We start from the raw sequence: 24,403 nt of genomic DNA on the forward strand, positions 1-24,403 counted from the left end.
ACTCGACATTGGGGGCTGAATCGTCGACAAAGTATGTCCGGCGTGAGGCGAGAGTCCGCCGTCTAAGGACGGATCACCGTCATCCTGTATGGGCCGCCGTTCGCAGCTGCGTGAGCCACCGCGTCGTTAGCGTCATCAAGGGGGAAGGTTGTGACGTCAAAGTGGCCGAGATCCAGCAGCCCGGCACGGATCAAGCCCGTCATGCGCGTCACTGCTGCGGGCGGATACATCCATTTGCCGCGTATCGTGATGTCGTTGCGCATGATCCACGCATAAGGCAGGTCAAGCCCTTCGCCGCCGAGCATGCCGACGCCACCCATCAGCACGACTCGTCCATAAGCGCGGACGGTCGTGACCGCCGCGCGCACCGTGGTCGTGCTAACCGACGGCGGCATCAGATCAATCACGCAATCGATCGGACAGGGCGCCGCCAGCCGCATCCGTTCGCGGTCCTCTTCTTCACGACCCGAAAGCTTCACGGTCCGGATGCGCTCGCCGAAGCGGCGTTCCAGATCCGCGAGGGCCTGTTCGTTGCGTCCCGGCGCGACCACGCAGCGCGCGCCCATCGCGAGGGCGACGGCGACGCACGCGCTGCCGAAGTTGCCTGTCGCGCCGCTCACGAGCAACGTCTCACCTGCCTGCAAACCAGCTGCGAGCAGTCCGCCGTAGGGCACCAGCATGACATTGAGCGCACACCACCGGGCGACATCGGCCGGATCGATCTCCCCGATGCGAACGGCGTTTTCCGTCGGCACTCGCACCTGTTCGGCGAAGGGGCCATCGTGAAAATGCCGTTGCAGACGTTTGCCGCCGTCCCCGCGCGCGCTCCAGCCCTGTAGTGCGATGTCGGGGATCAGGGCGTCGTCGCGCGAGCGCACGGTCGGATCGCAGAACACCCAGTCACCCGGCTTCAGGTGCGTGGCGTCCGGGCCAATAGCACGCACGCGACCAATCGCGCCGCAGCCGGGAACCATCGGCAGGTCAATTGGGTATCGGCGTTCGCCGCTGAAGACTTCGTTCGCGTAGGGCAGCACGGGGGCGGCGGCGACATCGACAATGACCTCGCCTGTGCCGATCAAGGGGGCCGGCATGTGTTCGATCTCGAGTGGCATGCCGAGCGTCTTCAGAATCGCAGCTTTCATTGTCGGTCTCCGGTCAGGGTAATTGGACGAGACCATTCTGGCAGGCGTAGCATTCGTAACAAGGCCTAGCACTATCCTAGGACTTCAGCGTGCCTCCCAAGGCGAAAACGACAATCATGACGACATCGAGTCGAAACGAATTTGGCGATTTCCTGCGCTCACGCAGGGAAAAACTGAGTCCGGACGCGGTCGGACTCAACGACGATCGGCGCCGCCGCACACCGGGCCTGCGACGGGAGGAAGTGGCGGAACTGGCGGGCATCGGCGTGGACTGGTATGTGCGGCTCGAGCAGGGCCGAACCGTCAGGCCGTCCGATACCACCCTCGACGCGCTCGCTCGCGCCCTGCGCCTCGGCAAGGTCGAAACAGCACATTTGCGGGCGCTCGCGGGCAACGGCGATCGGGTCGCGTTCACGCGCGAGAGCGTCACTCCGGCGATCGAACGTCTGGTCGCGCGCCTTGATGTGCCGGCGTACGTAACCGGCAGGCGCTGGGACATCCTGACGTGGAACACCGCCGCTGCGGACCTCCTGGGCTTCGACCGTTTCGCCGAAGCGGACCGCAACATCCTGGTCTTCATGTTTATCGAGCCGGAATCGCGGCGGCTCTTCGGGGTCACCTGGTCCGATGAAGCCCGTCGAATGATTGCGCTCTTTCGCGCGACCCACGATCTCCATACCGACGATCCGGCGTTTATCGAACTGGTCGAGCGCGTGCGTGCCCGTAGCCGGGAGTTCGCGCGGTGGTGGGACGCGCATGACATCCGCAGCAGCGTGGCCGGCCAGAAAGTGCTCGCGCACCCGCAGCGAGGCACGCAGCGCTACGAATACACGACGTTTCAGGCGAACGATGACCCTGCACTAAAGTTGGCGATCTACACGCCTGTCTGAGCGGTCGTGTGGCGGGAAGCTTGGTGCATTCCGGGGATGGCTCAGCGAGATGCGTCCGCCTTGCTCCTTCCTGTGACGCCACTGCGCCTGGCGCCAGGCAAGCCCATGGGCGAATGCGAATTTGTTGCCAGGTCGTCGCGATATCTGAAAGCTGGTCGCGTACCAGCTAAACAGTTCCGCACATAGCTTGGACGACCGTTATGGAGAAAGGGGACCGGCCCTTGTGGGTCGACATGAGCCAAAGCGTATCGGGCAGGAGACGGCCCGAACCGGTCATTCAGCATGAGGAAATACCCTGTCGTAGGGCGTCCGGTCCAGGTCGGATAACTGCCGTTCAGGAATGACCGGAAAACTTGCTAGAGAGGTTGGCAGGCCAGACGGCCATGAGAGAATTCTTTCTTGCTCTTGCACTTGTCCTCATCGCCTCATGAAGATTCTCGAATACACAGGCCTCGACACTTCACGCGTCAAGGCCAGCTACGACAAGGTGTCCGCGGCCATCGCCCGCCACGACTTCCGTGCTGCCCAAGTCAAGAAGCTTGCCAATCTGAGCCACGGCAAGTTCTACCGGGCGAAGCTGGATGACGCCGACCGGCTGCTGTTCTCGCTGGTGCGCCACGGGGATGAAGTCTGCGCACTGATGCTGGAAGTGATCGCCAATCACGCCTACGATAAGTCACGTTTCCTGCGCGGCGCGGCGATTGACGAGAGCAAAATTCCAGACATCAGCGCTGATGACGCCATCAGGGAGGCGCAAGCTCTACGCTACCTACATCCGGAGCGTACCGGCATTCACCTGCTCGACAAACCGATCTCGTTTGATGACACGCAGGAGACCATTTACCGACAGCCACCTCCCCTGGTTGTCGTCGGCAGCGCTGGCAGCGGCAAGACCGCACTGACGCTTGAAAAGCTCAAGCATGCCGAAGGTGAGGTCCTCTACGTCACTCACTCCGCCTTCCTGGCGCAGAGCGCCCGCGACCTTTATTACGCCAACGGTTTCGAGCATGGCGCTCAGGATGCCGTATTTCTGTCCTACCGGGAGTTTGTCGAGTCGATCCGCGTTCCGGCAGGACGCGAGGCTAGCTGGCGCGACTTTGCGGGCTGGTACTCGCGTATACGGCAGAACTTCAAGGATGTCGATGCCCACCAGGCTTTCGAGGAGATTCGCGGCGTGATTGCCGCCGGGTCGGGCGGTGTCCTGTCGCGCGACGAGTATCAAGCACTGGGGGTGCGTCAATCGATCTTTCCCGTAGAACGGCGCGACCAACTCTACAATCTGTTTGAGAAGTATCGCGCCTGGCTGGCCGAGGCAAAGCTCTACGACCTCAATCTGGTCGCCCAGGACTGGCAAGCGCTGGCTGCGCCGCGCTACGACTTCGTGGTTATTGACGAGGTGCAGGACATCACCACCGTGCAACTCGCGCTCGTGCTGAAAACCATGAAGAAGCCTGGCCATTTCATGCTCTGCGGGGATTCCAATCAGATTGTCCATCCCAATTTCTTTTCCTGGAGCCAAGTCAAGAGCCTGTTCTGGAAGGACCCGAAACTGGCCGAGCGGCAGGAATTACGCGTGCTAATGGCCAACTTTCGCAACGGGCTGGAGGCCACTCGCGTCGCCAATCAGTTGCTCAAGATCAAGCAGCGGCGCTTCGGCTCCATCGACCGGGAGAGCAACTTCCTGGTCCAGGCCGTCGGCGGCGAGACCGGCCAGGTTACGCTGATACCCGACAAGGACGCCACCAAGCGCGAACTGGACCAGAAGATTCGCCAATCCGCCCAGTTCGCCGTCCTGGTAATGCGCGATGAGGACAAGGCCGACGCCCGCAAGCACTTTGCCACGCCGCTGTTGTTCTCGATCCACGAAGCCAAGGGTCTCGAATACGAGAACATCGTGCTCTACCGTTTCATCTCGGATCACCGGGGCGAGTTCAACGACATTGTCGAGGGCATCGCCAAGACCGATCTGGCGGTCGAGACACTGGATTACAAACGCGCTAAAGACAAGAGTGACAAGTCGCTCGAAGTCTATAAATTCTTCGTCAATGCCCTGTATGTAGCGCTGACGCGCGCCATCAAGAACATCTACATGATCGAGTCGGACACAGGGCATGATCTGTTCGGGTTGCTGGATCTGATCGTCGGCCAGACCAGGATCGAGGCCAGGCAATCCACGCTCGAAGACTGGCAGAAGGAAGCACGCAAACTTGAACTGCAGGGCAAGCAGGAGCAGGCGGAGGCCATCCGCCGCACCATCTTGAAGCAGGTCCCGGTGCCGTGGCCGGTGTTCGATGAGGCCAAGGTCAGGGAACTGCTGATCAAGGTCTTCCGCGAGCAGTCTCCGGGCAACAAGGGCAAGCAGCAACTCTTTGACTATGCCACCTGCTTCGATGAACCGCAGCTCGCCGAGTGGCTGGCAGTCGAGGCGAAATTCGAGCAGGCACGAACCTTTGATCAGCAGCGCGCGGTGTTCGCCCGCAAGAGCTACGTCCCTTTCTTCGCCAACCGTTTCAAGGACATCCTCAGGCAGTGTGACCAGCATGGCGTCGATCATCGTCTGCCAATGAACCAGACGCCGCTGATGGCCGCAGCTGCTGCAGGAAATGTGGCGCTGGTGGAAGCCCTGCTGGAGCGCGGTGCCGACCGCGATGCCGTCGATCACTATGGTCACAATGCCCTGCACTGGGCTTTGCGTCAGGCATTTGGCGATGCAAAGTTCGCTGCTGGCCCGCTGGCGGCAATCTATGAATGCCTGGCTCCGCCCTGCATTGATGTCAGAGCGGGCGATCGCTTGGTCCGCATCGACCGGCATCTGTCTGAATACTTTCTGTTCCAGACCCTGTGGGTATTGTTCAAAGCACGATTCAGCAAGATACGAGGCAATACAGACAGCGCGTTCCAGACCCAAATCATCCTCGATGCCTGGCAACACTTACCCGCTAACATCGCGCGGCCAGAGCGCAACAAGCGCCAGCATCTTTCTGGCGTGCTGGCGAGGAACGAAATCGACAGAGACTATGCCTACAATAGATCCCTGTTCCTGCGCGTATCCACCGGGCGGTACCAGTTCAATCCCAAACTCGCTGTGCGTCGCCGCCAGGGCGAAGAAGAAAACTGGGTCCCGATCTACACGGCACTCAACCTCCCGTTGATTAGCGAGTTTGCCTACAACGACGGCTGGATCAGCACCTGGGACAATATCGACAAGCTTGTGGTCCTTGCTGGACTACCTGAACGAACCACACCCATCGCGGCTGAACGCTTCGCCGAACGGCAAGCGGCCAAAATGAGGGAGCTGGACGAACGCAGAGCCAATCAACTTGCTGCCAAAGCACGCATTCGTGCAGCCGCCGAAGCCACCCAGAACAGAGCGCCACGATGGGGAACAAAGGAAGCTAAACGGCTTGAAATCGAACGTGTGAAACAAGAAATCGAAAGACGAAAGAAGGGGTGACTTGCCGATATTTCTTTTGGGGCGGCTTTCGGCCCATCAACTGTCGTTCGCTCAGCGATCCGGGCGGACATTCGAAGATCCGCTTCGCTCAGTTATCGCAGCCCGCAGGCTTACGCATTGGGGTGGCCTGGATGGCCCTGACATCGCACTATGGGCGCTTTATCCTTCGCGGCGCTTGCTAAGCCCTCGCGTTTCCGCCTTTCTCGATCACATTAAGGAAGCATTCCCCTTGGGGAGACCCGAGGAATTGGCAGGATTTATAGGATCGGAACCGTGAGACCGGTGCGGACCACAGGTCGCTCTTACGTTGAGTGCTAACGGCTGCGTGCCACCGCGTATGACCATCTCGTGTCATCGGGAAGCGCGCGGCAAGGCATGGGCTTCCCAGGACCAGGCCATCGGGCACAAGTCGGCCACAAGCCGCCCTTCACGGGGCAAGCGAAAGTCGGGAATTGCGAATTCAGGTACCAGCGGCTCACGGTCGAAGGGTCGGGGAATCTTGAAGCATCTGGTGCAGCCGGAAAGAACGCATCTCGCGGCACCCGGTCCCTTCCCGACGCTCGGCACGTCTGTCAGGACCATCAGTACTCGGGGCGCAGTTCAACCAATAGGCAATTGCCGTCTCGAACGCCTCTGCAAGCAGAATTACGACGCCGGTTACCGACCTCGTACGGGATCAGCGCCTGTAGCCGGATGAACCATGCAACGTTCGCGTGTTAGTCTCCGATAACGACATGGAGGCTTTCATGCAACGAGTGATCACCTATCGTGGCTTCGAGATTCACGTCGAGTTGACTCCGGCTGCGGAGGACACGTTCAACGTGACTGTCCAGATCAAAGGCGGTACCAACCTCGAAGTGCTCGGCGCGCGGGGGGGCCGGATCGCGCTGCGCAACGGCCCTTTTACTGAACGATGGGCCTACCTGGTTGGGGAAGTCGCCGGTCAAGCCGCAATCGACCTGCTGCTTGGCCCGACTGGCTGATTCCATTCCTGTTTCGCCGCCTCGACACACTCACTCGTCCCGCCGAGTACGGTCACTAGCTGCGTTCGACGTCGCACGCACGACGGTCGTCGCCGTTGAGAGCATTGGCGTCAGGCCCAATCTCTCACCGGGAGACGGCGTTCATTTCATTTCAACAGACCATAGGGCCGCTCAGGCCAGGTAGCGGCGATTGTTTTTGAATGCGAGCGTGACGCCCGTCGTCGTGGGATCATCTGTTGTGGCTGTCTCGGGCCGCACGCCTTTGAGTTGCCAGCCCCAACCTCCGGGATCAGACGAACAGGATAAATATATGAAGCTTCGCGTCGGATACGAACTGTCGTACGAGTGCTCACAACCGACGCCGATGATGCTGATGCTGAACACGCACTTTTCGCATGCAACGGATATTGTCGAGGCAGATCTGCTCGTTACCGATCCGCCGGTGGCGACGAGGCAGTACCGCGACTTGTTCGGCAACCTGTGCACGCGGATAATCGCGCCCGCCGGGCGGGTTGGCTTGAGCACGACCGCGCTTCTGAATGTGCCAAATGCGATGGAAACGCGTCCGAAAGACGGTCGCGGCCATCCAGTCGAGCAGTTGCCCGACGATACGCTCGTTTTCCTGTTGGGTAGCCGCTATTGTGAAACCGATTTGATGGTCGACGTCGCGTGGAAGGTTTTTGGACAGTGCGCGCCGGGCCGCGAGACTGTTCTCGCAATCTGCGACTTCGTGCACCGGCATATCGCATTTGATTACCGGCACGCGCGGCCGACCAAAACCGCAGCGGACGTTTACCGCGAACGAAGAGGCGTCTGCCGGGACTTCGCCCATCTGGGCATCACGCTATGCCGCGCCATGAATATTCCGGCTCGCTACTGCACCGGTTATATCAGCGATGTCGGTTTGCCCCCCGTCGCAGCGCCAATGGATTTCGCGGCGTGGTTTGAGGCCTACGTAGGGGGTAGCTGGCAAACCTTCGATCCGCGTAACAACGCACCACGCATCGGGCGCGTTTTGATGGCATACGGTCGCGACGCCGCCGATGTTGCGATAAGCAATGCGTTTGGGGCCGCCGTGCTAACGCACTTCAAGGTGCATTGCGATCAGGAATAACCGCGCACAATTGGCCATTGCTGAGCCGACGGGGAATTTTTGGATCCCCTCCCGGTAACGTAGGCATTTTGGACCGCGCTGGCCTAATTGATTGCGCGCCTGAGCGTCACCGCGTCGTTCACCCGTTCCACGCGTCAGTCGTTCGGTGGACTATGGGCGACCGGATGCGCGGCGGAGTATGTCCAGCAAAGTTACTCGGCGAATGAGCGCTATGCTCCTGGACGGAGACGGCGAGGCCCCTCGAAACGCTTGACGGACTGACTCAGGGCGCGAAGTGGTTTAACCGGCTGGCCAGCGCCCGCAACTTCATCGCGCACATCGGCGCGTTCTATCTGGCCCTCGACACCACCGAGCCCGCTTGGGACCTGCTGCTCGTCAAAGGGAATTCAAACAGTTCGATGACCCGCGTACCTACGTGCGTTTCTCCAGCGTCATGGAGATCATGGACGGCTTAGATGAAGTCGTGTGTTTCTCCATGACGGAAGCAATTGTCTGCCGTTGGCGACGCATCGCTTAGGATTGGAGGGCGACGGAAAAATTCTGCCCTTGCCACGTCTGACTCGAGGTCCAGAAGAAGGTGAATGCAAGCGATGAACCGGCCTGGGCTGCTTGCGTGACCAGATCGACGTAGTAGATGCCGAGCGCCGTTGCGGTGGCTTCGCTGTCCTCCGACGTGGCCCAGTCGTCGATCGTCCAGCGCAGGCGGAAAGGCGCAGCCAAAGGGATCCGAATTGTCGTGGCGGCCGGAATCGACGGCAGCGGGCGGTTGAAGTTCCAGATTTCGATATTGCTGCGAGCGCGCGGCGCCTGGCCGGGCTGAGACTGATAACGATCGGCGACGACTTTCAGGTGGTTAAAGACCTGACCGTCCGAAGCGGAGCGAACGAGCTTGATGTATTCGGCGTGGGCCCACGCGAGCGGCATGGCAGAGCCAGTCGGCCCGCCAGTGACGAAGGGCGGGTTTGCCAGATCGGGCAGATCCCACACTTGCTCGGGAAGCAGAGCGCGCGTTCCGGCGAACGCCTCGAGAGCGCGGATGTAGGGGGTGGGGTCGCCACCGGCGGCCAATTCGTAATGGCCGCGTTCGCCAGTGAGCAGCGGCCAGGGGCGACCAACGCCGAAGGTAGCGCCGTCGTACCAGTCCTCGCCGAGATTGCCTTGACCATAACCGTCGTGGTTGTATCGGTAAAAGGCAGGCCCCTGCGGCAGAATTTTTCTGATTACTGCATCGACTACCTTGACCGAGTTGACGATGATCGGATCGTTCGCGGCCCGAATGCCATAGCGCACCAGTTCGAGAAAACCCGCGTCCACGATGGTGTTTGCGTTGTAGTCTTTGTTCCAGACGGTTACTTGGGCGGTATCTGGATCTTCTGGAAAATTAAAGACGCCATTGACATGCGTTGGCAAGATTCGAATGTAGTGCTGCGTCACGCCCGGAACCGGTGAGCCTTCCGCAGCGACGCACCATGTCTCTAGATGCGATTCCAGAAAATCCGCGTATTCGAGCAGGAACTGGGCGGTACTGGCGTCCGCCCATTTAGTAGCCGCACAGACTAGCGCCGCGATGTTCGATGCCAGTGTCGAAGGGGAGTATCCTTCGAGTTCTTCCCATCGTTCCTGCTGAGTCATGGGGCCGTTCTTGATCAATGCGCCTGCTGCGGCCAGCACCATGCCGGTGGGATCGAACTGACGCAGCAGACCGGCTTCGCTCAAGTGATAGGCCAGAATGATTGGAAAGGAATATTCGTCGAGCTGCGAGGCATTGTCCCGCCAAGGCTCGCCGTCAATGAAAAACTTTTGCGGAAAGCTACCATCCGCCAATTGCGACGCAGCGAGAAACATCAGCCCGCGTAGGGGCGCATCCTGCGCGCCCGCGGCCAGCAGCGCGAGTGCGCTTTGGCACATGTCACGCGGCCAGACCATGTGGTAGCCGGCAGCGAGGTCCCGCACCGTCTGTCCCCACGGGATGCTCAATGAAGCCACCAGTGCGCCGTCGGCCGTCTTGTCCTCATGCGCGAGCAACACGTTGCGGCTCATGTTGAAAAGCGCATTGCCATCGCCCGTAATGTTCGACTTGGGCTGGAACGGGTCGCGAACAGCGTCGTTCCAGCCCTGGATGAACGCTTGCTTGTGGCTGTATGGGTCGGCGGGTCCGTCGAAGGGGTAGGCCAGCGCCTCGGATACGGCGGTCAGCGCCTTGTTGGGCGTGCTCTGCGTAATCGGCGTCGGTTCGTCGACGCAAAACGCCAGTGCCAGAACGAATTGATTCTGCCCTGCGCGGTTGATCTCTGCCGTCACGGCGACGTATCCGTCCTTTGCTGCGTCGTAGTTCCAGACCGGCAAGCGCTTGTTTGCGATGATGTCGGTCCAGCCATCGTTCACTCCCACGAAGCCGCAACTCGTCGTGCCGAAGCCGCAGTCGGCGCCCAGCGCGAGCCAGTAATGGTCACGCGTCGCGACCAGGCGATCGCCATTTGCGGTGCTGACGCGATGCGCGGTGTTGCCAGCGCCGTATCCCGCCATGTGAGGTGTCAACAAGGCATAGACGTGCAGTTTGTTAAGAAAATCCTGGTCCCCCTCCAGTGTCGTGCGAACCAGCACGCAGGCCGAACCCTTCTCGGCGATCACGTCCTGCACGACGGTGTAGGGTTGCCCTTTCGCCTGGGATGTGAGCCGGCAGGATAAGGCGGGCGGCTCCGGCCATTCGCATCGATGGTCGAAGTCCTTCTGCGCGTCGTGATAGAAGGTCGACCCGTCGGTAATGATCAGCTGGAAGTCTCGTACCTGAGGGGTGTCGACATCCGGGAAGTAGATTTCCGTGAGGATGCCGCCTGCTGTCGTGTACCAGACCTGGCTCGACAGCGAGTACGCCGTTCCGACGGCGTCTTTGTCCGCGCGGCTCCAGTTCAGCGGATTGCCAGGTGCGCCCGGAGCCGGATTCGATTCAAGCAGATTTGCCATCGCATCTCACTCCATATCTTTGCTTAGATCGATCAGAAATCCACGTGATGAGCAGAAGAGCGGGCATGCTACGCATTGTAGCTATCGAGGATAGCGCTTTTGACGTGCATAGAGAGGCACACGTGGGGCCGCTCAACTGCCGGAACGCCATCGCATCGTCCCGCCAACTCTCGTCGTCGAAGTCGACGGCGAGCAGGTAACAGGTACCGTCCGCCATTAGCGGGTAAAGGCCCACGGTACGATCGCCGGAAAGATGCGCATAGAAGACCTGATCGTCCAGTGACAGCAGCACCCGATGCGTGCAGTCCGCGCAGCGGATGCGGGGCTTTTCGCAGATGCCCGCGCGCCACTCATTCGCGCACACCGGCGCGTAACCGGATTTTCCGGAATTGCGGCTTTCCCACCGAAGCGGATAGACGTCAGTGCGGCCGCGGAAAAGCCTCCGGAAAAGTTGCACTTTCTGTAGTGGGGAAGTGGGGAAAGCGAGGAAGTGCCTGCATTTTGAACAGCCGGCGAGGCATTACGCGGGATCGCTTGCCCCGGGTTGCCTGGTACCGGGCACAATGGCTCGCAGCATGGCAGCGAGCCGGCTGTTTTCGGCCTGCAGACGGGCGAGTTCTGCCCGCAACTCTTCGCGCGTGAGATCGTCCCACTCTGGGCGTGACAGGTTGCCGTCGTTCGTCGCCTCGTCCGTTGCTGTCCGAGGGGTAAGACATGGGCGACCGGGCTCTTGGCCGTGTCAGCCGCGCGGCCAGGCGGGGTCATCAAGATTCGGCTGAGACCTGGCCGCGTAGTCCCTGCCCGCCATAGTAGACGCCGAGCATCGCGACCGTCTCGCCCAAAACGCGGTATGCGATCACAGCACGGCCGCGGGGAGGGTATCGAGCTCGCAGAGTGTGACGATGGCGTCGACGTATTCGGCCGCCTTCCGTGGGGCGCCTGCGGTCGCGATTGCTGCCTCCAACTCGCCAGTTGATCGCATGCGTCCGGCGCAAAGACCACACAGCTTCAAGTGCGGCAGCGACCAGCCCGACCGAATCGCGCAACCGGGCCTCGATAGCACGTTCACGTAAAGCGAGTTCGGGCAGGACGTCGTGGATGACTTCTGACTCCGTCGCGTTTCACCGCTCCGGACGCGCCTGCGAATTTCCTCGGCCATTTCGTTCGGAAGCGTGATGCTCATTTGCCGGGTGGTTCGCATGGCGGCGCTTCACATTCCTATAGGATTAAGCCTGCACCTTGTGCCGACAGGCGTTGCGCACGAAAGGGAGGGCTTGCCTGCGCATATGACCGCAGCCTTCTCGACGCGACGGCACCAACTGCCAGATGCGGGTTATTATGTGGATAAACATGCGCATTGTTCGCGCGGAGAATTCACCATGGCACATGCAGCAACAGGCGGGGCGCGCAAGGCGACGAATGTCACGCTGCCCGTGGACGTGTATGAACGGGCGAGAAGTCTCGGCATCAACTTTTCCCGCACCTGCGAGCAGGCCTTGCGCGAGGCGATTCAGGCCGAAGAAGGCCGGCGCTGGGCTGAGGAACACGCCGAGTTCATCAGGCACACGAACCAGTGGGTCGAAGAGAACGGACTTCCCTTGGCGCAATACCGGATGTTCTGATGGCGCGATTCGACGTTTATGCCAATAGCGGTAGAGGCCGCGCCAGTACACCGTATCTTGTCGACGTGCAAAGCGACTTTCTAGAAGGTCTGTCGATCCGCGTCGTCGTACCGCTGATTCAGGCTGATGCTTTTCCGCCCGGGAAGCTCCCGGCGGACTTCACGCCATCATTCGATATCGGCGGCATCCGGTGCATCCTGCATCCGGCGTTTGTCGCGGCCGTGCCCTTAAGCGAACTGGGGCCGAAGACCGGTTCGCTTGTCGAACACCGTGAGCGGATCACGGCCGCGCTGGATCGCCTCCTGGGCGCTTACTAATTATTCTGGACGGTAGACACGCCGGGGCAGGACATTCCCGCTATCTCAGGCGGGCATACCAGAGTCGCCGAGCTGCGCCGTCTAGCTTGTCGAGAAGTGTGGCAGCGTGCGACCACGGTATTTATGCAACGGGCTGTTGCACAAATGCCCAACGGCGAAAGGCTTGCGCGCGCATGTACGCATGTACTTGAGGCCGCTGGGCGAGAACCCGCGCATGTTGGGAAACACTGCATCGAGATCGCGCGCGAGCCGCTCGACGGCACTGGCATCCTCAGCCTGGTTCCTTCTGCAGGTCGAGGATGTCCCGTCTGATCTCCCTGTACAGTGTGACCAGCTCACCGTTTGCGCCGGCCATGGCGCGCCGACCTGACACGAGTCCTTGCGGTCCGTGTTCACGCAGCCGGCCGACAAGACGACGGATTTGCCGCGTCGTCAGCCCAAAGTCGCTTCGCAGCCCGCCACGGTCTGAGCACGCCATCGGCAACATCCTGAATCACTTTGTACCTGTCCAGTTCGCGCATCGTCATCGTGATCCGTTCGGTCGCAGCCATCGCAGGCTCCAGCGCCGAGGTACGGGCCGCTGGTCAGCTTACGCGCCACGGAAGCGGACATTTGAACCTGGCCAGATTCACGATACCGCGCTACCAGCCGCTCGACCTGACGCACGGTCAGGCCAAGTCGCCCGGCGGCACGCCCGGGCTTGAGCCCGATGTCCACCACGCCCGGGCTCGAGCCCGATGTCCACCACGGCCTGGATCACCTTCAGACGGTCGAGTTCGCGCATGTTCAATGTCACCAGTGCGGCTGGGCTCATGACTGGCTCCTGCGATCGCGCAGCAAAATGCCAGCTTGCCAGTCACGGTAAAACACGACATTTCAATTTAGCGGAAACGCAGTGCGTGAACGTGAAATTCTAACCATTAACCACCGGCGGGAGGTGACTGCCTGCCTAGCGTTCGTCTGCCTCCTGAACCGCCCGGGCGCGCAATTCCAATCGTTCCATCACGTGCTAGCAGCCCGCTCCCAAGCCGCTAGAGGAGCCGAACCGCATCAATTTGAACCAAACGCAATTGTCCTACTCGTTCTGGGGTCTGCGCTTGGGGATGCAATTTGCCAACTTCATCCGAGGATTCGACAGTCTGGAGGGATGGTGGATTGACTTGTTGGGCCGCCCTGACGGACGACGAAAACTGCAGTACCACTGCAATGAAATTGCTCACATTTTGAATTCATCGCGAGAGCGATTGACGCAAGACCGATGCTTACACGGCGCAGCTTGGAACTCCAGCAGGGCATCACCGGGGGTCACACAACGAGGTCATAGCCGGCAAGCCCTCTGTTTCGGGCATCGCCTGCGGCGCCCTGAAATGTTCGGGAATTGCTTAATGTACCGATCACCGGGGAAAGCGCTTCACCGCGCGGCCAGGGTTTTCCCGCGGCGCGCTGTTCATTACACGCAGAGGTCAGGTCTGGAATAAGCGTTTTGACGCTTGATACCTTTAACAAAACCGGATAAAAAATACCGGTAATGCGCATTTTTTCCGAGTGGCGACGCACTTGATGGGTAATGCGGTGCAAATACAAATTTTTTTATGAATCAAATCGAATATAACTTTATTAAGCGGGAAAATAGTATTGAATAACCACATCTCACGGTGAAATCTATGATGCAGGAAAGAGCTTTACGAAACAGATCCGAATTTGTAAAACTAAAAAAGTTACGCCGCTTACACGGGCCAACGTGAAAGCGGCGTCTTTGATGAGGAGAACACTAGCGAGCTATGTAAATTTTTAATGACGTTGTCAGCTGACGGTGCCGGCAACGTTTTTCAACAACTTGCCGATTTGATTTTGGTTGATTGGTGGACCGAAGTCAAGGGCTTTTTGCGTCCGGAATTCCAGCGAGAGCTGCCTGATTCCGGGGCGGGAAGGACTCGTCATGTCACGCAATACGCAATTCGAAGATCGTCTCGAGAGGTTATCCGCTTCTGCGGCGATTCGATCCAGTGATCGGGGTTTGTGGATCGCTTTCGCCTTTTATTCACCGAAAAACAAACTGAAGATGATAGTCAATGGTATTCCGGCAAATTGCCATTTGCTTCTTTGCGAGGGCAATCCGCAGATCGTAGGGTTTCGGCCGATAAGTCTTGTGGAAAGTGGTTCAAAGCGCGTCCGACAGTCCGCTGACGTGTTCTACCAGAACGGGGAAACAGAAACTTGGGTCTTTTCCTGGGAAAAACCCAACAGCGGTTCAGTCAGTTTCGTCGAACCGACTTCGAATGTCCGATGGAAATGCGCTCAAGAACTGGAGGGCAAGGACATCCTGATCATCAACTGGATCCGCCTAAGGGCATTTATGAGCGCCGCCCGAGGTTTGTCCACGATTGGAGAGAGGACCCTCATCAGGCACCAAATGGATAAATGCGAATGCGTGACGATAGGGGAACTCATTGACCTTCCCGGCGTTGATTGCGGCTTAATGCTTTCTGAAATCGCAACTGAACTGGCTTCCGGTGAAATCGTCTGCGAACTCGAAAAAGTGGAGTTACGGAGAGGGACAGTCCTGAGGAGGATGTTATGAACTCGGGATACCGAAAACTGGTCGTTCCGGAGGAACTGAGGGATACATCGAAATGGCCTTGCCCGGAAGAAAACCTGGTGCAGCGACCAGACCGCTACTTTCGGATCAAGAGGGCGATACAGATGCGCATGTTTGGCGATACGTATGGGCAGATTTTAAAGGAAACAGGCGTGCCGAAGTGCGAAGTCATACGGCAGATACGACGCTGTATCACCGAGCATCTCCCTGGGCATATTGTTGGCTTCTATGCACTCGTGCCGCATGCCCGGGTACAACCGTACATCAGGACCAAGCGTGTACATTGCGATCTTCTTTCGGGTTCAGCCGGCGCAGCGGGGGCGCTTGAAAAATTGTTCCGAGAGCACCCGGACGCACGCAAGTTTGTTCACCGCAAGTTCTTGCCCGAACCCCATCGGGCGGCCTGCAACGATATTTGCATCACGTACGCGAATCTGCATCGAGAGTTCATCCGTTTTCTAATTGATAACGAGCATCTTGAACCGACTGAGTGGCCCAGAAGCACAAAAAACGAGGGATACAAGTCCCTCCGGCACTACTGCGATGCATTGATCGGGACCTATCCTGAACGATGGTTGCGCGTCAGAAAAGGAAAACAGGCTGCCTGGCGCGCGAGAATTGGCCGCGGTATCGCGCCGCTGTTTGATTTCCACGAGCCTTTGGTCGCGGTTCAATTGGACTATCTGATGTGCGACGCTGCGGGTGTCTTTCATTTCAAGGACCCCAAGGGATGTGATCATCCGATCCCGGTGAAGCGTTGGTATGCTGGGCTGCTCGCCGAAACAAATACGTCCGCGGTCCTTGGTTGTTATTTGTCATTTGAGACTAATCCGAGCGCGGATTGCGCCTTGGCGACGGTTAACAGTTCATTCGCGCACGAGTCGCCTGCATTGACCGGTCCATTGGTGAGGCTCATGCCTGACGGAAAATCGCTCATGGTAAGTCTCGTTCCTGAACTCAGAAATCTCGTGTGGGCCGTGATATCGGTCGATAACGCGTGGTGCAACACTGCGAATGACTTCGTTAATAACGTAATTGATGCGCTCGGTTGCACTGTGATGTTTGGTACCAAGCGGGCATGGTGGCAGCACGCGGTCATCGAGCGTGTCAATGGCGCCCTCACGGCCATGGGATGGAAATGTTTGCTGTCTACCTACGGTGCCGGGCCCAAGGATCCACACCGTGGTGACGCAACGAAAACCGCTCTTGAATACGACATCGACGTTGATTGGATCCAAGCGCTATTTAGAGTGAACATCAGGGATCACAACCTCAATGTCGGGGGAGAGTCCAATTTTGGAGCTACCCGCGTTGATGTGTTTAGACATTTGCTGACATCAGACTATCTTCCGCAGAGGTTGCCACAAGAGAAACAGGACCCAGCAAACCTGAGACTACTTTGGCATAGTGTTGACTGTCGAATCACAGCGAGCAGAGCGCGTGGCGAGCGCCCTCATGCAAACGTCGACTACTGCAGCTATACAAACACAGAAATCTCGTCGAATTTTTCTCTTTGTGGCCAGCGTATGCGCGTCTGGATCAATCGACTCGATGTCCGGATTGCATACGGCGTCTTGCTGGACGACAAGCGATCTGTCGGACCGTTGGAGATAGAAAGACGGTGGAGTCACTACCAAATCGCATGGCAGACCTTCAAGCTGATCATGCGTCAACTCCATTCGCGTCCCACCTTGCGGAAAAGTAAAGATCCGGCAGCGGCGACGAACGCTTTTATCAAAGACAGGGTTCTTCAGAATAGTAGGAAGTCTCGTCCGAGACAGTCGGGGGAGGCTGCGTTTGCAAAGGCGCTCGAGGATGCTGGTGTCGGACGCGCTCGTATACTGCGACCGCGCGAAAAACCCACTCAACGCAAACGCGGTCGAGCATTCGGGCTGCTGGAGGTAAGTGCCAAACCGGTTCCTGCACCGGGGTTTCGCGGCCATTGGTTGACGCCCCGCCATAACAGACGAGCGTAAGGTGACCAAATGCCAACAAATGATGGAGTATCTGACGAGTGGCGAAAAAGTCAAATCCTGCAGCATCCACTGCTTGATACGACCGGGTCAGGTTCGCTTTGGACGATTCCCGTAGATGATCTGTATACCGATATAGCACGATGTGTTCTCCTTCGCAGGAGTGCTTTTATCGAAGAAACAACCGGGCAAGGCAAGTCTTGTGCGATGCAATTGGTGATCGATCAGTTATCTCGCAACCTCGACGGGCTGGTCTGCATCCACTTCATTGCACAGACCAATAGAGTGCCGTCTGTTCGCGCATTTTTTTTGGAATTCCTTGCTGCTTTAGGTCACGAGCATATGTCCGGGGAAACACAAAAATTACGCATGAGAGTAAGGCGTAAGTTAGAGGAGGTCGCATTGAGTACCGCAAATTCCGTGTCGGTACTTTGGATCGATGAAGCCCAAGCCTGGACACGCGAGGAGTTTCTGTTTTTGCGCGATGTTCAGAACGGCCTCCGTGACATCGGCAGAGAACTTGTTATTTTTCTTTCTGGTGAGGAACCCTATCTTTCTCGTAACATGCAGGACGTCTCGTCGACTTTCAGTCCCGCGATCAACCGTCGTTTTGCGATGACTCGCGTGCGCCTAGGAGGATATGGAAAGGAAGAGCTCAGTGACCTGTTTGAGCAAATCGACAGTGCAGTTTGGCCGGAGTCATCAGGCATCACCTGGACGCAGTTTTTTATTCCTAAGGCGTTTCAAGCGGGCTTCCGCCTTCGGAGCGAGGTCGACGCGTGTATGGCCGCCCTGCAAAAAGGAAATGTACTGGACAGAGAAGGTCTATGCCAACCATGGTTGATAAGGGACGTTCTCTCGCGTTTCTTCATTGACGTCACGGACATCGACGTCGCGGGCCTAAGTATCGCGGCCGAGAACTGGACTAGTGCTATCCAAGATTCAATTGGAGGGGGGGGCGCAGATGAAGGCGATACCGGTGAGCCCACATAGGCGTTGGTCTCTACGAGCGTCACTGCAGATACTTACGGGGCTCTTCTGAGTCTCATCGACGAGGTGCATATGGGCGAAAACTCCCGGAGGTAAACAGGCGCGTCAGGACGGGCGTGGCATGACTGTCCTGTCAAGAATAAGGATGGATTTCGGTTTCTATCCCGCCGATTTTACGGAGTGGCGTGCCGGCGGGCGTGGCGCCCTTTGTCTCCAAATGCGAATTGGAAGCGAGCACAAGGCGGACAAGTGAAAAACAATTGCGGTAGCGGTATGGATGCCGAATCGAACTCATTCAAAGCCAATCACACGGACTTGGGCTGGTCGGGCCTAGCGTGGGGCTCGCTGCCCTACGAATCTACTGTTAGCATCGTGTGGCGATTTGCCTGGCGCAACGCCTTGACGGGAACCGAGGTATGGAAACTGTCTCGAATATCCGCAGGGAAGCGTCATCCGCCACCCTTTTTTGGACAGACGCTGCAAGACCCGGGGATCAGAAGACTGGCCACCGGGACGGGGTTGATACTGCCACTTCCGGAAGAGTGGCGTCTTATTGGAAGGACTAACTGCATCGGACAGATTTTCCGGGTTCAACTTTCTCTCTGTCCGATTTGCGCCCAGTCCGCCTATCATACTTTTCTCTTTCAGCTTCCGTTTCTTCACGTTTGCCCGGTCCATAACGTTCCTTTAACCACGGTCTGCCAGTCGTGCGGCGCGCCGTCTCCAGACTACAAATTTACACCTGAATTTTTTCAATCCGACTGGGGCTGTGCTCATTGCCATGAGGCGATTGCCGGTCAGGCGCCGGATTTATTGGACTTCCTCGACCTTCGGGAGCATGCGCAAGCGTTGAAGCGTGCGTTCAGCCCGTTGGTGCATTGGATTGAAGAGGTCAATCGTTCGGCCGCGGGCTTTGAGCGTCTGACTTTGTGTCCGCACGCGCCACGCCGATACGCGCGCACCCTGTTGGAAAGTGCGATATGTGCAGTGCGTCGGCCGCCGGATCTGGCGATTGCGCCGCACTTTAAGGTTCTTTGCCTGAATTGGCATTTGCGACTTCGACCGCCGCGCCCCGAAGTGCGTATCAACCAGACCGAAAGGGACGATTGCCCATACAGCGGGTCTTCGAACCTGACGGAATTCTTCGCGTGGCTCCGGAGGAGGATTCCCTCGACCATTCCCAAACGGGAACCGTACTCGTCACGGCAATGCACGACGGTCCTTGTCTATGAAGGGACCATTTGGCGCATCCGACAATGGCTAATTGAGCGTCATATCAGATTAGGGCTTGAAACCAGCCTGCACGACTGTCCGAGATTCGAACATGGTCGTGTGATAACTGCGGGCTGGGACAAGTGTGAACTGTCGTACCTGTTGCTGCGCCTCTGGTGCGAGCGCGGGGTGGAGAGAAATTGGACCGTTGCTGCTGGACCGATTACTGGATCGGGATGCATTTGCCCCTCCTTCGCAGCGGTCGGGGATCGCGTCCTGCGCATCCCTCTTCGCGCGGCAATTCTGGCGGCCTATGGAACAGTCGTCTGCACGGTGGGCGCCTCCAAATTGGCAGGTGATTTCTTGACGCTGCCACCGAGGGACAGAATGGAGACCATGATGGCATACGAGTACCAAACAGACTACCTTCACCATACCGGACTTGTTATCATGCCGGTCATCGAAGATTTGATGACACGGTTTCCTGAGATTCGCAGCAAGCTCGACGAGAACTGGTCCGATCGTTGGACACGCATTTCCGAGGCCCCGTTCTTCCGACGGCGAAGCCACGTAGACTTTCAACCGGCGCGAAGGCTGCCTCTCCCGTAGCCGGAAATCTCTCCGCTGATCTCGGCGCTCAACGCACGACAGCAGCTCCCAACGCGATTCAACGAGGGAAATGCTCTGCATGTCAGTGGTTTTTGTGTCACAATTCTCGCGTCTATGAGAGATCGTGACTGTGACAGGACATGCGCACGAAATCGCACTCGAAGCACCAGACGACGAGGATTCGGCTCCCGCTCGGCGCGTCAATATTCGCGACGTTTGAGCGCCACGATGATCTTTTGATCATTGATTGCGAAAGGTCCGGGCTTTCGATAATGCTGCTGCTGAACCCTGATACGGAAGCTTGTTTTCGAGTGAACCACGGGTGTCTATCCATTGGGGCGTGGATGGCAGTTGACGTTCTATGCACAGCAGAGCAAGCGGAAGAACTGGTTAGCGCAATTGGTCCTCGACGATTGCCGCGCTTTACGTTCACGAAATGAGGCCGCACCTGGCGGTCGCGCAACAGTGGGCTGGCAGGCGTGTCAGCCCGGCGGAAATATTGTGACTTAAAGTCTACTGACGGAATGACGGGATGTTCGCAGTATTCTGCGCATGCTGCGCACCCGTACCGTTCCCCCTCCACAACCACCATCAGCCCGAGAAGCGCTCGCACTGAACCTTCGACGCATGCGCTCCGAGCGGGATTGGACGCAAGAGGACCTGGCGCACTACAGCGGGTTAGACCGCTCATTCATTGCTCACGTCGAACGGCAATCTCGAAACATATCTCTTGACAATTTGGAAAAGCTTGCGATCGCGCTCGAGGTGCCGGTCGCACGACTACTGGATTATTGATTCGCGCAGCGCTGGCGTCGCCTGACACAATCAAGGCGTGCGCTGGCGCTATGGCACAGTCGGTACGCGAATGTTTTAGAAATGGAAAGTCGGTCAACGCCACATTCCCCGGATGCGTTCCAGATGGAGTCGGGCGCGAGGCTCTTCCATTGAAGTGGTTTTTGCGTCACAATTGGTACACCTTCTGCCTCCTGTGGACGTGAGATGCGCAGACGAACCCAAACGCCAGAGCTCGGGAGCGTCGACTCAGTCAAGTGCTCCGCTGATTGTGGCGTCGCGGTGGATATCGTATATGGTGACCGAATGGTGTGGATCATTGCAGAAAAGCTCCGATTTACCGTCGCGGTCGGCCTGGATGATCTCATCGACGTGGGATACAACGTGAAGTCGCGCACGTTAGGTATCGCTCTTGGCTCGTCGCTGAATTATGTTGAGATTCCTTGCTCGCGCCGACAGGCCGAGAACATCCTCGTTCATGTGGGATGGGACGTTTCACGAATGCATATTCAACAAGCTTGAGCTGGTTCTCTGGGACGTGGAAACGACGTCATGCAGGACAACGCGTGGTGGCTGGCATGTTGTACCGAGGTCTCTTCAATGTGTCAAACGCCGCCCCCGACACTTCGCGCTCCAGTCAGATGCGCGTAACGATCGAACTGCTGCCAGACGGCGACGAAGCGCTCGCGCGCCCGCTCGCCGCGATGACCATCGCCAACGACGACACCGGCACACCACTAAACGGCCACTATGACGTGACGCTCACGCATTTCCGACGCTACGGCTCGATCTTTAAGGGGACCGCCCGACTCGAGGACTTCGACCACGAGCGGCCCGCCGTTGATCTGGTGGCCGCTGCGCCGTCGGTGATCAACCCGTTCAAGCGCGGCATGGCAAGCTTCGCCGAGAACGAGGAGCCCGGTACGTCAAAGGGCAAACGACGCTTTGACGCAAAGGCGGGACGCGTGAAGATCGTACCGGATTTCGATGAACCGCGAGACGCCAATCCGACATGAGGACACCCGCCGATCCCGCACACCTGCATCTGGAGAAGCATCGGCGCAGCCTCGCACTGCACCGGCTCATTGCCGAGAAGATCCGGCGCGATCCGACGCTGTTCGACCGTGCGCGCGAAAACCTGGACCGCTGGATGGCAACGGGACCGGTACCAGCACGCGGCACCCTACCTCAATGAGTGGCGGGCCGCGATCGACCAGGGCATCGATGCAACGATCGCCCTGATGACCGATCCGGCGGAGCATGCCACTGATCTACGGCAATCGGCGCCGTTTGCTGGATTCCTTTCGGACGATGAACGGCTCGCGTTTCTCGCCGAGTGGCGCGCTCGCCATCCGCGCGGGCGTCGGGAGTAGGGCGATGGCGTTTCAGGACAAGCTGCGCGCGCTCATGTTCGGTATTCCCGCCGGGGTTCCGTCGCAGAACCTTGGCGGCGAAACGGTCCTGCTCCTGAAAGATGTGCCGCTGGAGCTTGAGTCCGCGTTGCGCGGCTGGCTCTGGTCGCAGCCCGCGCTCGTGCGCGAGGACTCGCCCTCGTACGCGCTGCGCTTCGACCCGGCCGATCGCATGGCGATTCCGTGGGACGTGTGGGAACACTATCTGTCGTGGGTGCAGGACACGCTGGCCGACGCGCTGAAGTTCTAAATGTGCCCGTCCCGATCATGCGCGTTTTCGTCGACTCCGAACCTACCGATTTACGGCAATCCACCTCCAAACCGGACATTTCTAATTAGCCGGAAAGTGGAAATTTCAGAATGGCCTCGACAGCCGGTGATGGCCCGTCGCACGGACGATATGCATACCCCTTCGGAGGTCCGGATGGCTCGTGAAAAGAAGCTCGCTGATCGGCTTGGCCGGTGGGATCCGGCTGCATCCTATGCGGGCGAGGTGTGGCCCGGTGTTGCAAGTGACCTTGCGGCAGCCGGGGCTGATCGCCCTTCGCCTGGCCGTGGTCCATGTGACCCGTGGCCGCGCTATTTCCTCGACACGGAGTTCGACGCCTGCCAGCTCATCAGCATGGCGATCGTCGGCGAGAACGGGCGCGAGTTCTATGGCGAGTGCTCCGACTTCGAACGCCCCCTGTGCAGCGACTTCGTGCGCGCGACCATGCTGCCGCAGCTCGGGCCAGTTTCCCGATCGCTTGATGCCGTTTAACCAGTTGCGCCGTGAACTGCTGGACTGGCTGAACCGGGTGCGAGCGAAACCAAAGCCGGTACTATGTTTCGACTTTCATGGCGGTCGGCAACTCGTCGACCATCTGCTCGGTGGCCCCCTGCCACGTGGCTGGAAAACGGAAAACATTTCTGACAGACTCGATGCCCGGCGCGTTGCCGGCTACTTCGCGAAACATGTGGCGAACATCACGCGCTGCACGACGCCCGCGCTCACGCGAGCGCGTTTATCTGAGGAGCCAACCATGATGACTGTCGCTGAACTGATCGAAATCCTGCAGCGTCGGCCTTCGTCATCGTGCAGGGCTAGGAAAGCGGCTTTAATGGCGTAACGGGCGCGGCTCCGCAGCCGATCGTCGTCAATGCTGGACATCGTGAGGGGGATTGCTTGGGACCATATGTGCCGGCGGTTCAGGGCGGCGGCGATCATGTGTCATCCTTCGGGATCGACGCTGCGGCTGACGAACTGGCTGTGTCGATCGCGTCGACGCTGCCTAACGCCGCAGCGGATGCGGTGTTGTCGCGGCTGCGCGGCACGGTGCAGCGTTTTGAAGGGACAATCGGTCCAGTCCGGCCTGGCAATGACAAACCCGGTTTCAACGATGAGATGGAACAAGAACTCGCTGACCACGCGGCACGCGTCTTGAGCGTTCATGCGAAGGCCAGCGACGTGCTCGAAGACCCGGCGATCGCGATGCAGTGGATGCTGCGCCCCACGGTGCTGATGGTCGGCGATCGGCCACCGGATGCACTGGCGACGCAAAGCGGTTATGACCGGGTGCGCGATCTGCTCATGCGCCTTGAGCGCGGTAGTGGCATCTGAATCTGGATCGATCCCCCGGCAGTGGGGCGGAGCAAACACATGGTCAAGGAACTGAAGGGCATCATCCACAAGCCGGAACAGCCAGTGTCGACCGACGATATGCATGAAGCGGTCGGGCAGCACATCAAGGGCGAATGGATCGGCGGCTCGCCCGGCTTCATGGACGAAGGCCGCGGCGACCAGCAACAGGCGCCACGGGCAAGGCACTTTGGCGCGCTTGCGGGTCGCGTATGCGCATCGCCCGACTTCGACATGCCGCTCGAGCCGGTTACAGAAGCGAAATGGCCGCGTGCGCGTGTTACCTGCGATCCCGGGCGCCGCGTGCTGGTGGCCACCCTCGACAGCGGCCAGCAGTTCGAAGCGCACGACGCGCGCGAGCTGGCCGAGTTGATGCATGAATCAGGTGTGCGCGCGGGCGAGGTGGCCATGCTGCGCCTGCATGACGATGAAGAGAACGGCGTGGCGACAGGCGATCAGATTGCGATTCTCCAACGCCTGCGCCAGCTGACCGCCCGTGACGAGCGCACCGCTCAGTTGCAGGCGGTGCCCGTGCAGATGCGCGATGGCAGGCCGTATTACGTTCGGCTGCTCGATGTGCCCCAGCCTTGGCAGGACGAGTTTCGGGCCGCGTTGCGCGGCGCGGGCTGCCCCGCGATCGACGGCGAGGGCGAGTGCGCCTGGGCGTGGGACTGGTGCAACTGGCTGCAGGGGCGCTTTCCGCACTATTGAG

At 58.9% G+C, this 24,403-nt stretch carries 24 protein-coding genes and 2 pseudogenes; 20 read left to right on the forward strand and 6 right to left on the reverse strand.

Translation table 11 applies throughout. The features are described 5' to 3' along the window. Window positions 1–62: 62 nt before the first annotated feature. Window positions 63–1,142 carry an alcohol dehydrogenase catalytic domain-containing protein gene (locus OKW40_RS03200; protein ID WP_187611930.1) on the reverse strand — a complete coding sequence of 360 codons (1,080 nt, stop codon included), beginning with the start codon at window positions 1,140–1,142 and terminating at the stop codon, window positions 63–65. Between the two features lie 116 nt (window positions 1,143–1,258). Here OKW40_RS03200 and OKW40_RS03205 point away from each other — a divergent pair, with 116 nt between their 5' ends. The 5 genes and pseudogenes from OKW40_RS03205 (at window position 1,259) to OKW40_RS03225 (ending at window position 7,583) form a co-directional block, all read left to right on the forward strand. Then, window positions 1,259–2,032, forward strand: a complete 774-nt coding sequence (locus OKW40_RS03205; protein ID WP_429488095.1) for a helix-turn-helix transcriptional regulator — start codon at window positions 1,259–1,261, stop codon at window positions 2,030–2,032. Window positions 2,033–2,459: 427 nt separating this feature from the next. Then, the gene (locus tag OKW40_RS03210) at window positions 2,460–5,486 is read left to right on the forward strand and encodes an ankyrin repeat domain-containing protein (RefSeq protein WP_429354970.1); all 3,027 of its coding nucleotides are present in this window, start codon (window positions 2,460–2,462) and stop codon (window positions 5,484–5,486) included. A 94-nt stretch (window positions 5,487–5,580) separates the two neighbouring features. Next, window positions 5,581–5,763 (forward strand): annotated as a pseudogene (locus tag OKW40_RS03215) (LysR family transcriptional regulator); the annotation flags it as partial. A 469-nt stretch (window positions 5,764–6,232) separates the two neighbouring features. Continuing rightward, entirely contained in the window at window positions 6,233–6,469 is a 237-nt protein-coding gene (locus OKW40_RS03220) for a hypothetical protein (RefSeq protein ID WP_184058717.1), read from the forward strand. A gap of 310 nt (window positions 6,470–6,779) precedes the next feature. Further along, the gene (locus OKW40_RS03225; protein ID WP_429488097.1) at window positions 6,780–7,583 is read left to right on the forward strand and encodes a transglutaminase-like domain-containing protein; all 804 of its coding nucleotides are present in this window, start codon (window positions 6,780–6,782) and stop codon (window positions 7,581–7,583) included. A 513-nt stretch (window positions 7,584–8,096) separates the two neighbouring features. Here the strand turns inward: OKW40_RS03225 and OKW40_RS03230 are convergent. Next, window positions 8,097–10,547, reverse strand: a complete 2,451-nt coding sequence (locus OKW40_RS03230) for a glycoside hydrolase family 15 protein (protein WP_429488099.1) — start codon at window positions 10,545–10,547, stop codon at window positions 8,097–8,099. Continuing rightward, window positions 10,531–11,004 carry a TOTE conflict system archaeo-eukaryotic primase domain-containing protein gene (locus OKW40_RS03235; protein WP_429488101.1) on the reverse strand — a complete coding sequence of 158 codons (474 nt, stop codon included), beginning with the start codon at window positions 11,002–11,004 and terminating at the stop codon, window positions 10,531–10,533. Before OKW40_RS03235 ends, OKW40_RS03230 begins: the two co-directional genes overlap by 17 nt. Before the next feature lie 742 nt (window positions 11,005–11,746). Here OKW40_RS03235 and OKW40_RS03240 point away from each other — a divergent pair. Both OKW40_RS03240 and OKW40_RS03245 read left to right on the forward strand, forming a co-directional pair. Then, a complete protein-coding gene (locus OKW40_RS03240) occupies window positions 11,747–12,169 on the forward strand; it encodes a type II toxin-antitoxin system CcdA family antitoxin (RefSeq protein ID WP_429488103.1) in 423 nt (140 codons plus the stop codon). Then, the gene (locus OKW40_RS03245) at window positions 12,169–12,486 is read left to right on the forward strand and encodes a CcdB family protein (RefSeq protein ID WP_429354965.1); all 318 of its coding nucleotides are present in this window, start codon (window positions 12,169–12,171) and stop codon (window positions 12,484–12,486) included. Before OKW40_RS03240 ends, OKW40_RS03245 begins: the two co-directional genes overlap by 1 nt. Before the next feature lie 340 nt (window positions 12,487–12,826). Here OKW40_RS03245 and OKW40_RS03250 read toward each other — a convergent pair. From OKW40_RS03250 to OKW40_RS03260, 3 genes and pseudogenes are all read right to left on the reverse strand, one after another. Further along, window positions 12,827–13,037: pseudogene (locus OKW40_RS03250) on the reverse strand (helix-turn-helix domain-containing protein); the annotation flags it as partial. A 77-nt stretch (window positions 13,038–13,114) separates the two neighbouring features. Beyond that, on the reverse strand, window positions 13,115–13,300 hold the full coding sequence (locus OKW40_RS03255; RefSeq protein WP_260321061.1) for a hypothetical protein: 186 nt from the start codon (window positions 13,298–13,300) through the stop codon (window positions 13,115–13,117). Window positions 13,301–13,791: 491 nt separating this feature from the next. After that, a complete protein-coding gene (locus OKW40_RS03260; protein WP_429488106.1) occupies window positions 13,792–14,064 on the reverse strand; it encodes a hypothetical protein in 273 nt (90 codons plus the stop codon). 361 nt (window positions 14,065–14,425) lie between these two features. Between OKW40_RS03260 and OKW40_RS03265 the strand changes: the two genes are divergently transcribed. The 13 genes from OKW40_RS03265 (at window position 14,426) to OKW40_RS03325 (ending at window position 24,402) form a co-directional block, all read left to right on the forward strand. Next, window positions 14,426–15,067, forward strand: coding sequence for a hypothetical protein (locus OKW40_RS03265; protein ID WP_429488108.1), 642 nt, complete (start codon window positions 14,426–14,428; stop codon window positions 15,065–15,067). Continuing rightward, window positions 15,064–17,061, forward strand: a complete 1,998-nt coding sequence (locus OKW40_RS03270) for a hypothetical protein (RefSeq protein WP_429488110.1) — start codon at window positions 15,064–15,066, stop codon at window positions 17,059–17,061. Before OKW40_RS03265 ends, OKW40_RS03270 begins: the two co-directional genes overlap by 4 nt. A 9-nt stretch (window positions 17,062–17,070) precedes the next feature. Then, window positions 17,071–18,051 (forward strand): ATP-binding protein, encoded by a 981-nt coding sequence (locus tag OKW40_RS03275; RefSeq protein ID WP_429488112.1) that lies wholly within the window; start codon window positions 17,071–17,073, stop codon window positions 18,049–18,051. 246 nt (window positions 18,052–18,297) lie between these two features. Continuing rightward, window positions 18,298–19,869, forward strand: coding sequence for a hypothetical protein (locus OKW40_RS03280; protein ID WP_429488114.1), 1,572 nt, complete (start codon window positions 18,298–18,300; stop codon window positions 19,867–19,869). Window positions 19,870–20,421: 552 nt separating this feature from the next. Continuing rightward, complete coding sequence (locus OKW40_RS03285) at window positions 20,422–20,664, forward strand: helix-turn-helix domain-containing protein (protein ID WP_429488116.1); 243 nt, start codon at window positions 20,422–20,424, stop codon at window positions 20,662–20,664. A gap of 303 nt (window positions 20,665–20,967) precedes the next feature. After that, window positions 20,968–21,183: a hypothetical protein gene (locus tag OKW40_RS03290; RefSeq protein ID WP_429488118.1), complete on the forward strand. Its 216-nt coding sequence runs from the start codon at window positions 20,968–20,970 to the stop codon at window positions 21,181–21,183. A 44-nt stretch (window positions 21,184–21,227) separates the two neighbouring features. After that, on the forward strand, window positions 21,228–21,677 hold the full coding sequence (locus tag OKW40_RS03295; protein ID WP_429488120.1) for a hypothetical protein: 450 nt from the start codon (window positions 21,228–21,230) through the stop codon (window positions 21,675–21,677). Continuing rightward, window positions 21,674–21,856: a hypothetical protein gene (locus tag OKW40_RS03300; protein ID WP_429488122.1), complete on the forward strand. Its 183-nt coding sequence runs from the start codon at window positions 21,674–21,676 to the stop codon at window positions 21,854–21,856. The genes OKW40_RS03295 and OKW40_RS03300 overlap by 4 nt, the downstream gene beginning before the upstream one ends. A gap of 65 nt (window positions 21,857–21,921) precedes the next feature. Continuing rightward, window positions 21,922–22,323, forward strand: a complete 402-nt coding sequence (locus OKW40_RS03305) for a hypothetical protein (protein WP_429488124.1) — start codon at window positions 21,922–21,924, stop codon at window positions 22,321–22,323. Between the two features lie 174 nt (window positions 22,324–22,497). Then, window positions 22,498–22,833 carry a hypothetical protein gene (locus OKW40_RS03310; RefSeq protein ID WP_429488126.1) on the forward strand — a complete coding sequence of 112 codons (336 nt, stop codon included), beginning with the start codon at window positions 22,498–22,500 and terminating at the stop codon, window positions 22,831–22,833. Beyond that, entirely contained in the window at window positions 22,823–23,182 is a 360-nt protein-coding gene (locus OKW40_RS03315; protein ID WP_429488128.1) for a hypothetical protein, read from the forward strand. Before OKW40_RS03310 ends, OKW40_RS03315 begins: the two co-directional genes overlap by 11 nt. 68 nt (window positions 23,183–23,250) lie before the next feature. Then, window positions 23,251–23,673, forward strand: a complete 423-nt coding sequence (locus OKW40_RS03320; RefSeq protein WP_429488130.1) for an antitoxin Xre/MbcA/ParS toxin-binding domain-containing protein — start codon at window positions 23,251–23,253, stop codon at window positions 23,671–23,673. Between the two features lie 39 nt (window positions 23,674–23,712). Continuing rightward, a complete protein-coding gene (locus tag OKW40_RS03325; protein WP_429488132.1) occupies window positions 23,713–24,402 on the forward strand; it encodes a hypothetical protein in 690 nt (229 codons plus the stop codon). The last annotated feature ends 1 nt before the right edge of the window (window position 24,403 follow it).

It is taken from the genome of Paraburkholderia sp. RAU6.4a (assembly GCF_050435625.1).
Taxonomy (GTDB): domain Bacteria; phylum Pseudomonadota; class Gammaproteobacteria; order Burkholderiales; family Burkholderiaceae; genus Paraburkholderia; species Paraburkholderia tuberum.

Excerpts from the sequence above, each read along its gene's own strand:
- OKW40_RS03200 (WP_187611930.1), bottom strand. The coding sequence starts at position 1,142 with ATGAAAGCTGCGATTCTGAAGACGCTCGGCATGCCACTCGAGATCGAA.
- OKW40_RS03205 (WP_429488095.1), top strand. The coding sequence starts at position 1,259 with ATGACGACATCGAGTCGAAACGAATTTGGCGATTTCCTGCGCTCACGC.
- OKW40_RS03210 (WP_429354970.1), top strand. The coding sequence starts at position 2,460 with ATGAAGATTCTCGAATACACAGGCCTCGACACTTCACGCGTCAAGGCC.
- OKW40_RS03220 (WP_184058717.1), top strand. The coding sequence starts at position 6,233 with ATGCAACGAGTGATCACCTATCGTGGCTTCGAGATTCACGTCGAGTTG.
- OKW40_RS03225 (WP_429488097.1), top strand. The coding sequence starts at position 6,780 with ATGAAGCTTCGCGTCGGATACGAACTGTCGTACGAGTGCTCACAACCG.
- OKW40_RS03230 (WP_429488099.1), bottom strand. The coding sequence starts at position 10,547 with ATGGCAAATCTGCTTGAATCGAATCCGGCTCCGGGCGCACCTGGCAAT.
- OKW40_RS03240 (WP_429488103.1), top strand. The coding sequence starts at position 11,747 with ATGGCGGCGCTTCACATTCCTATAGGATTAAGCCTGCACCTTGTGCCG.
- OKW40_RS03245 (WP_429354965.1), top strand. The coding sequence starts at position 12,169 with ATGGCGCGATTCGACGTTTATGCCAATAGCGGTAGAGGCCGCGCCAGT.
- OKW40_RS03255 (WP_260321061.1), bottom strand. The coding sequence starts at position 13,300 with ATGAGCCCAGCCGCACTGGTGACATTGAACATGCGCGAACTCGACCGT.
- OKW40_RS03265 (WP_429488108.1), top strand. The coding sequence starts at position 14,426 with ATGTCACGCAATACGCAATTCGAAGATCGTCTCGAGAGGTTATCCGCT.
- OKW40_RS03270 (WP_429488110.1), top strand. The coding sequence starts at position 15,064 with ATGAACTCGGGATACCGAAAACTGGTCGTTCCGGAGGAACTGAGGGAT.
- OKW40_RS03275 (WP_429488112.1), top strand. The coding sequence starts at position 17,071 with ATGCCAACAAATGATGGAGTATCTGACGAGTGGCGAAAAAGTCAAATC.
- OKW40_RS03285 (WP_429488116.1), top strand. The coding sequence starts at position 20,422 with ATGCTGCGCACCCGTACCGTTCCCCCTCCACAACCACCATCAGCCCGA.
- OKW40_RS03290 (WP_429488118.1), top strand. The coding sequence starts at position 20,968 with ATGGTGTGGATCATTGCAGAAAAGCTCCGATTTACCGTCGCGGTCGGC.
- OKW40_RS03300 (WP_429488122.1), top strand. The coding sequence starts at position 21,674 with ATGAGGACACCCGCCGATCCCGCACACCTGCATCTGGAGAAGCATCGG.
- OKW40_RS03305 (WP_429488124.1), top strand. The coding sequence starts at position 21,922 with ATGCCACTGATCTACGGCAATCGGCGCCGTTTGCTGGATTCCTTTCGG.
- OKW40_RS03310 (WP_429488126.1), top strand. The coding sequence starts at position 22,498 with ATGGCTCGTGAAAAGAAGCTCGCTGATCGGCTTGGCCGGTGGGATCCG.
- OKW40_RS03315 (WP_429488128.1), top strand. The coding sequence starts at position 22,823 with ATGCCGTTTAACCAGTTGCGCCGTGAACTGCTGGACTGGCTGAACCGG.
- OKW40_RS03325 (WP_429488132.1), top strand. The coding sequence starts at position 23,713 with ATGGTCAAGGAACTGAAGGGCATCATCCACAAGCCGGAACAGCCAGTG.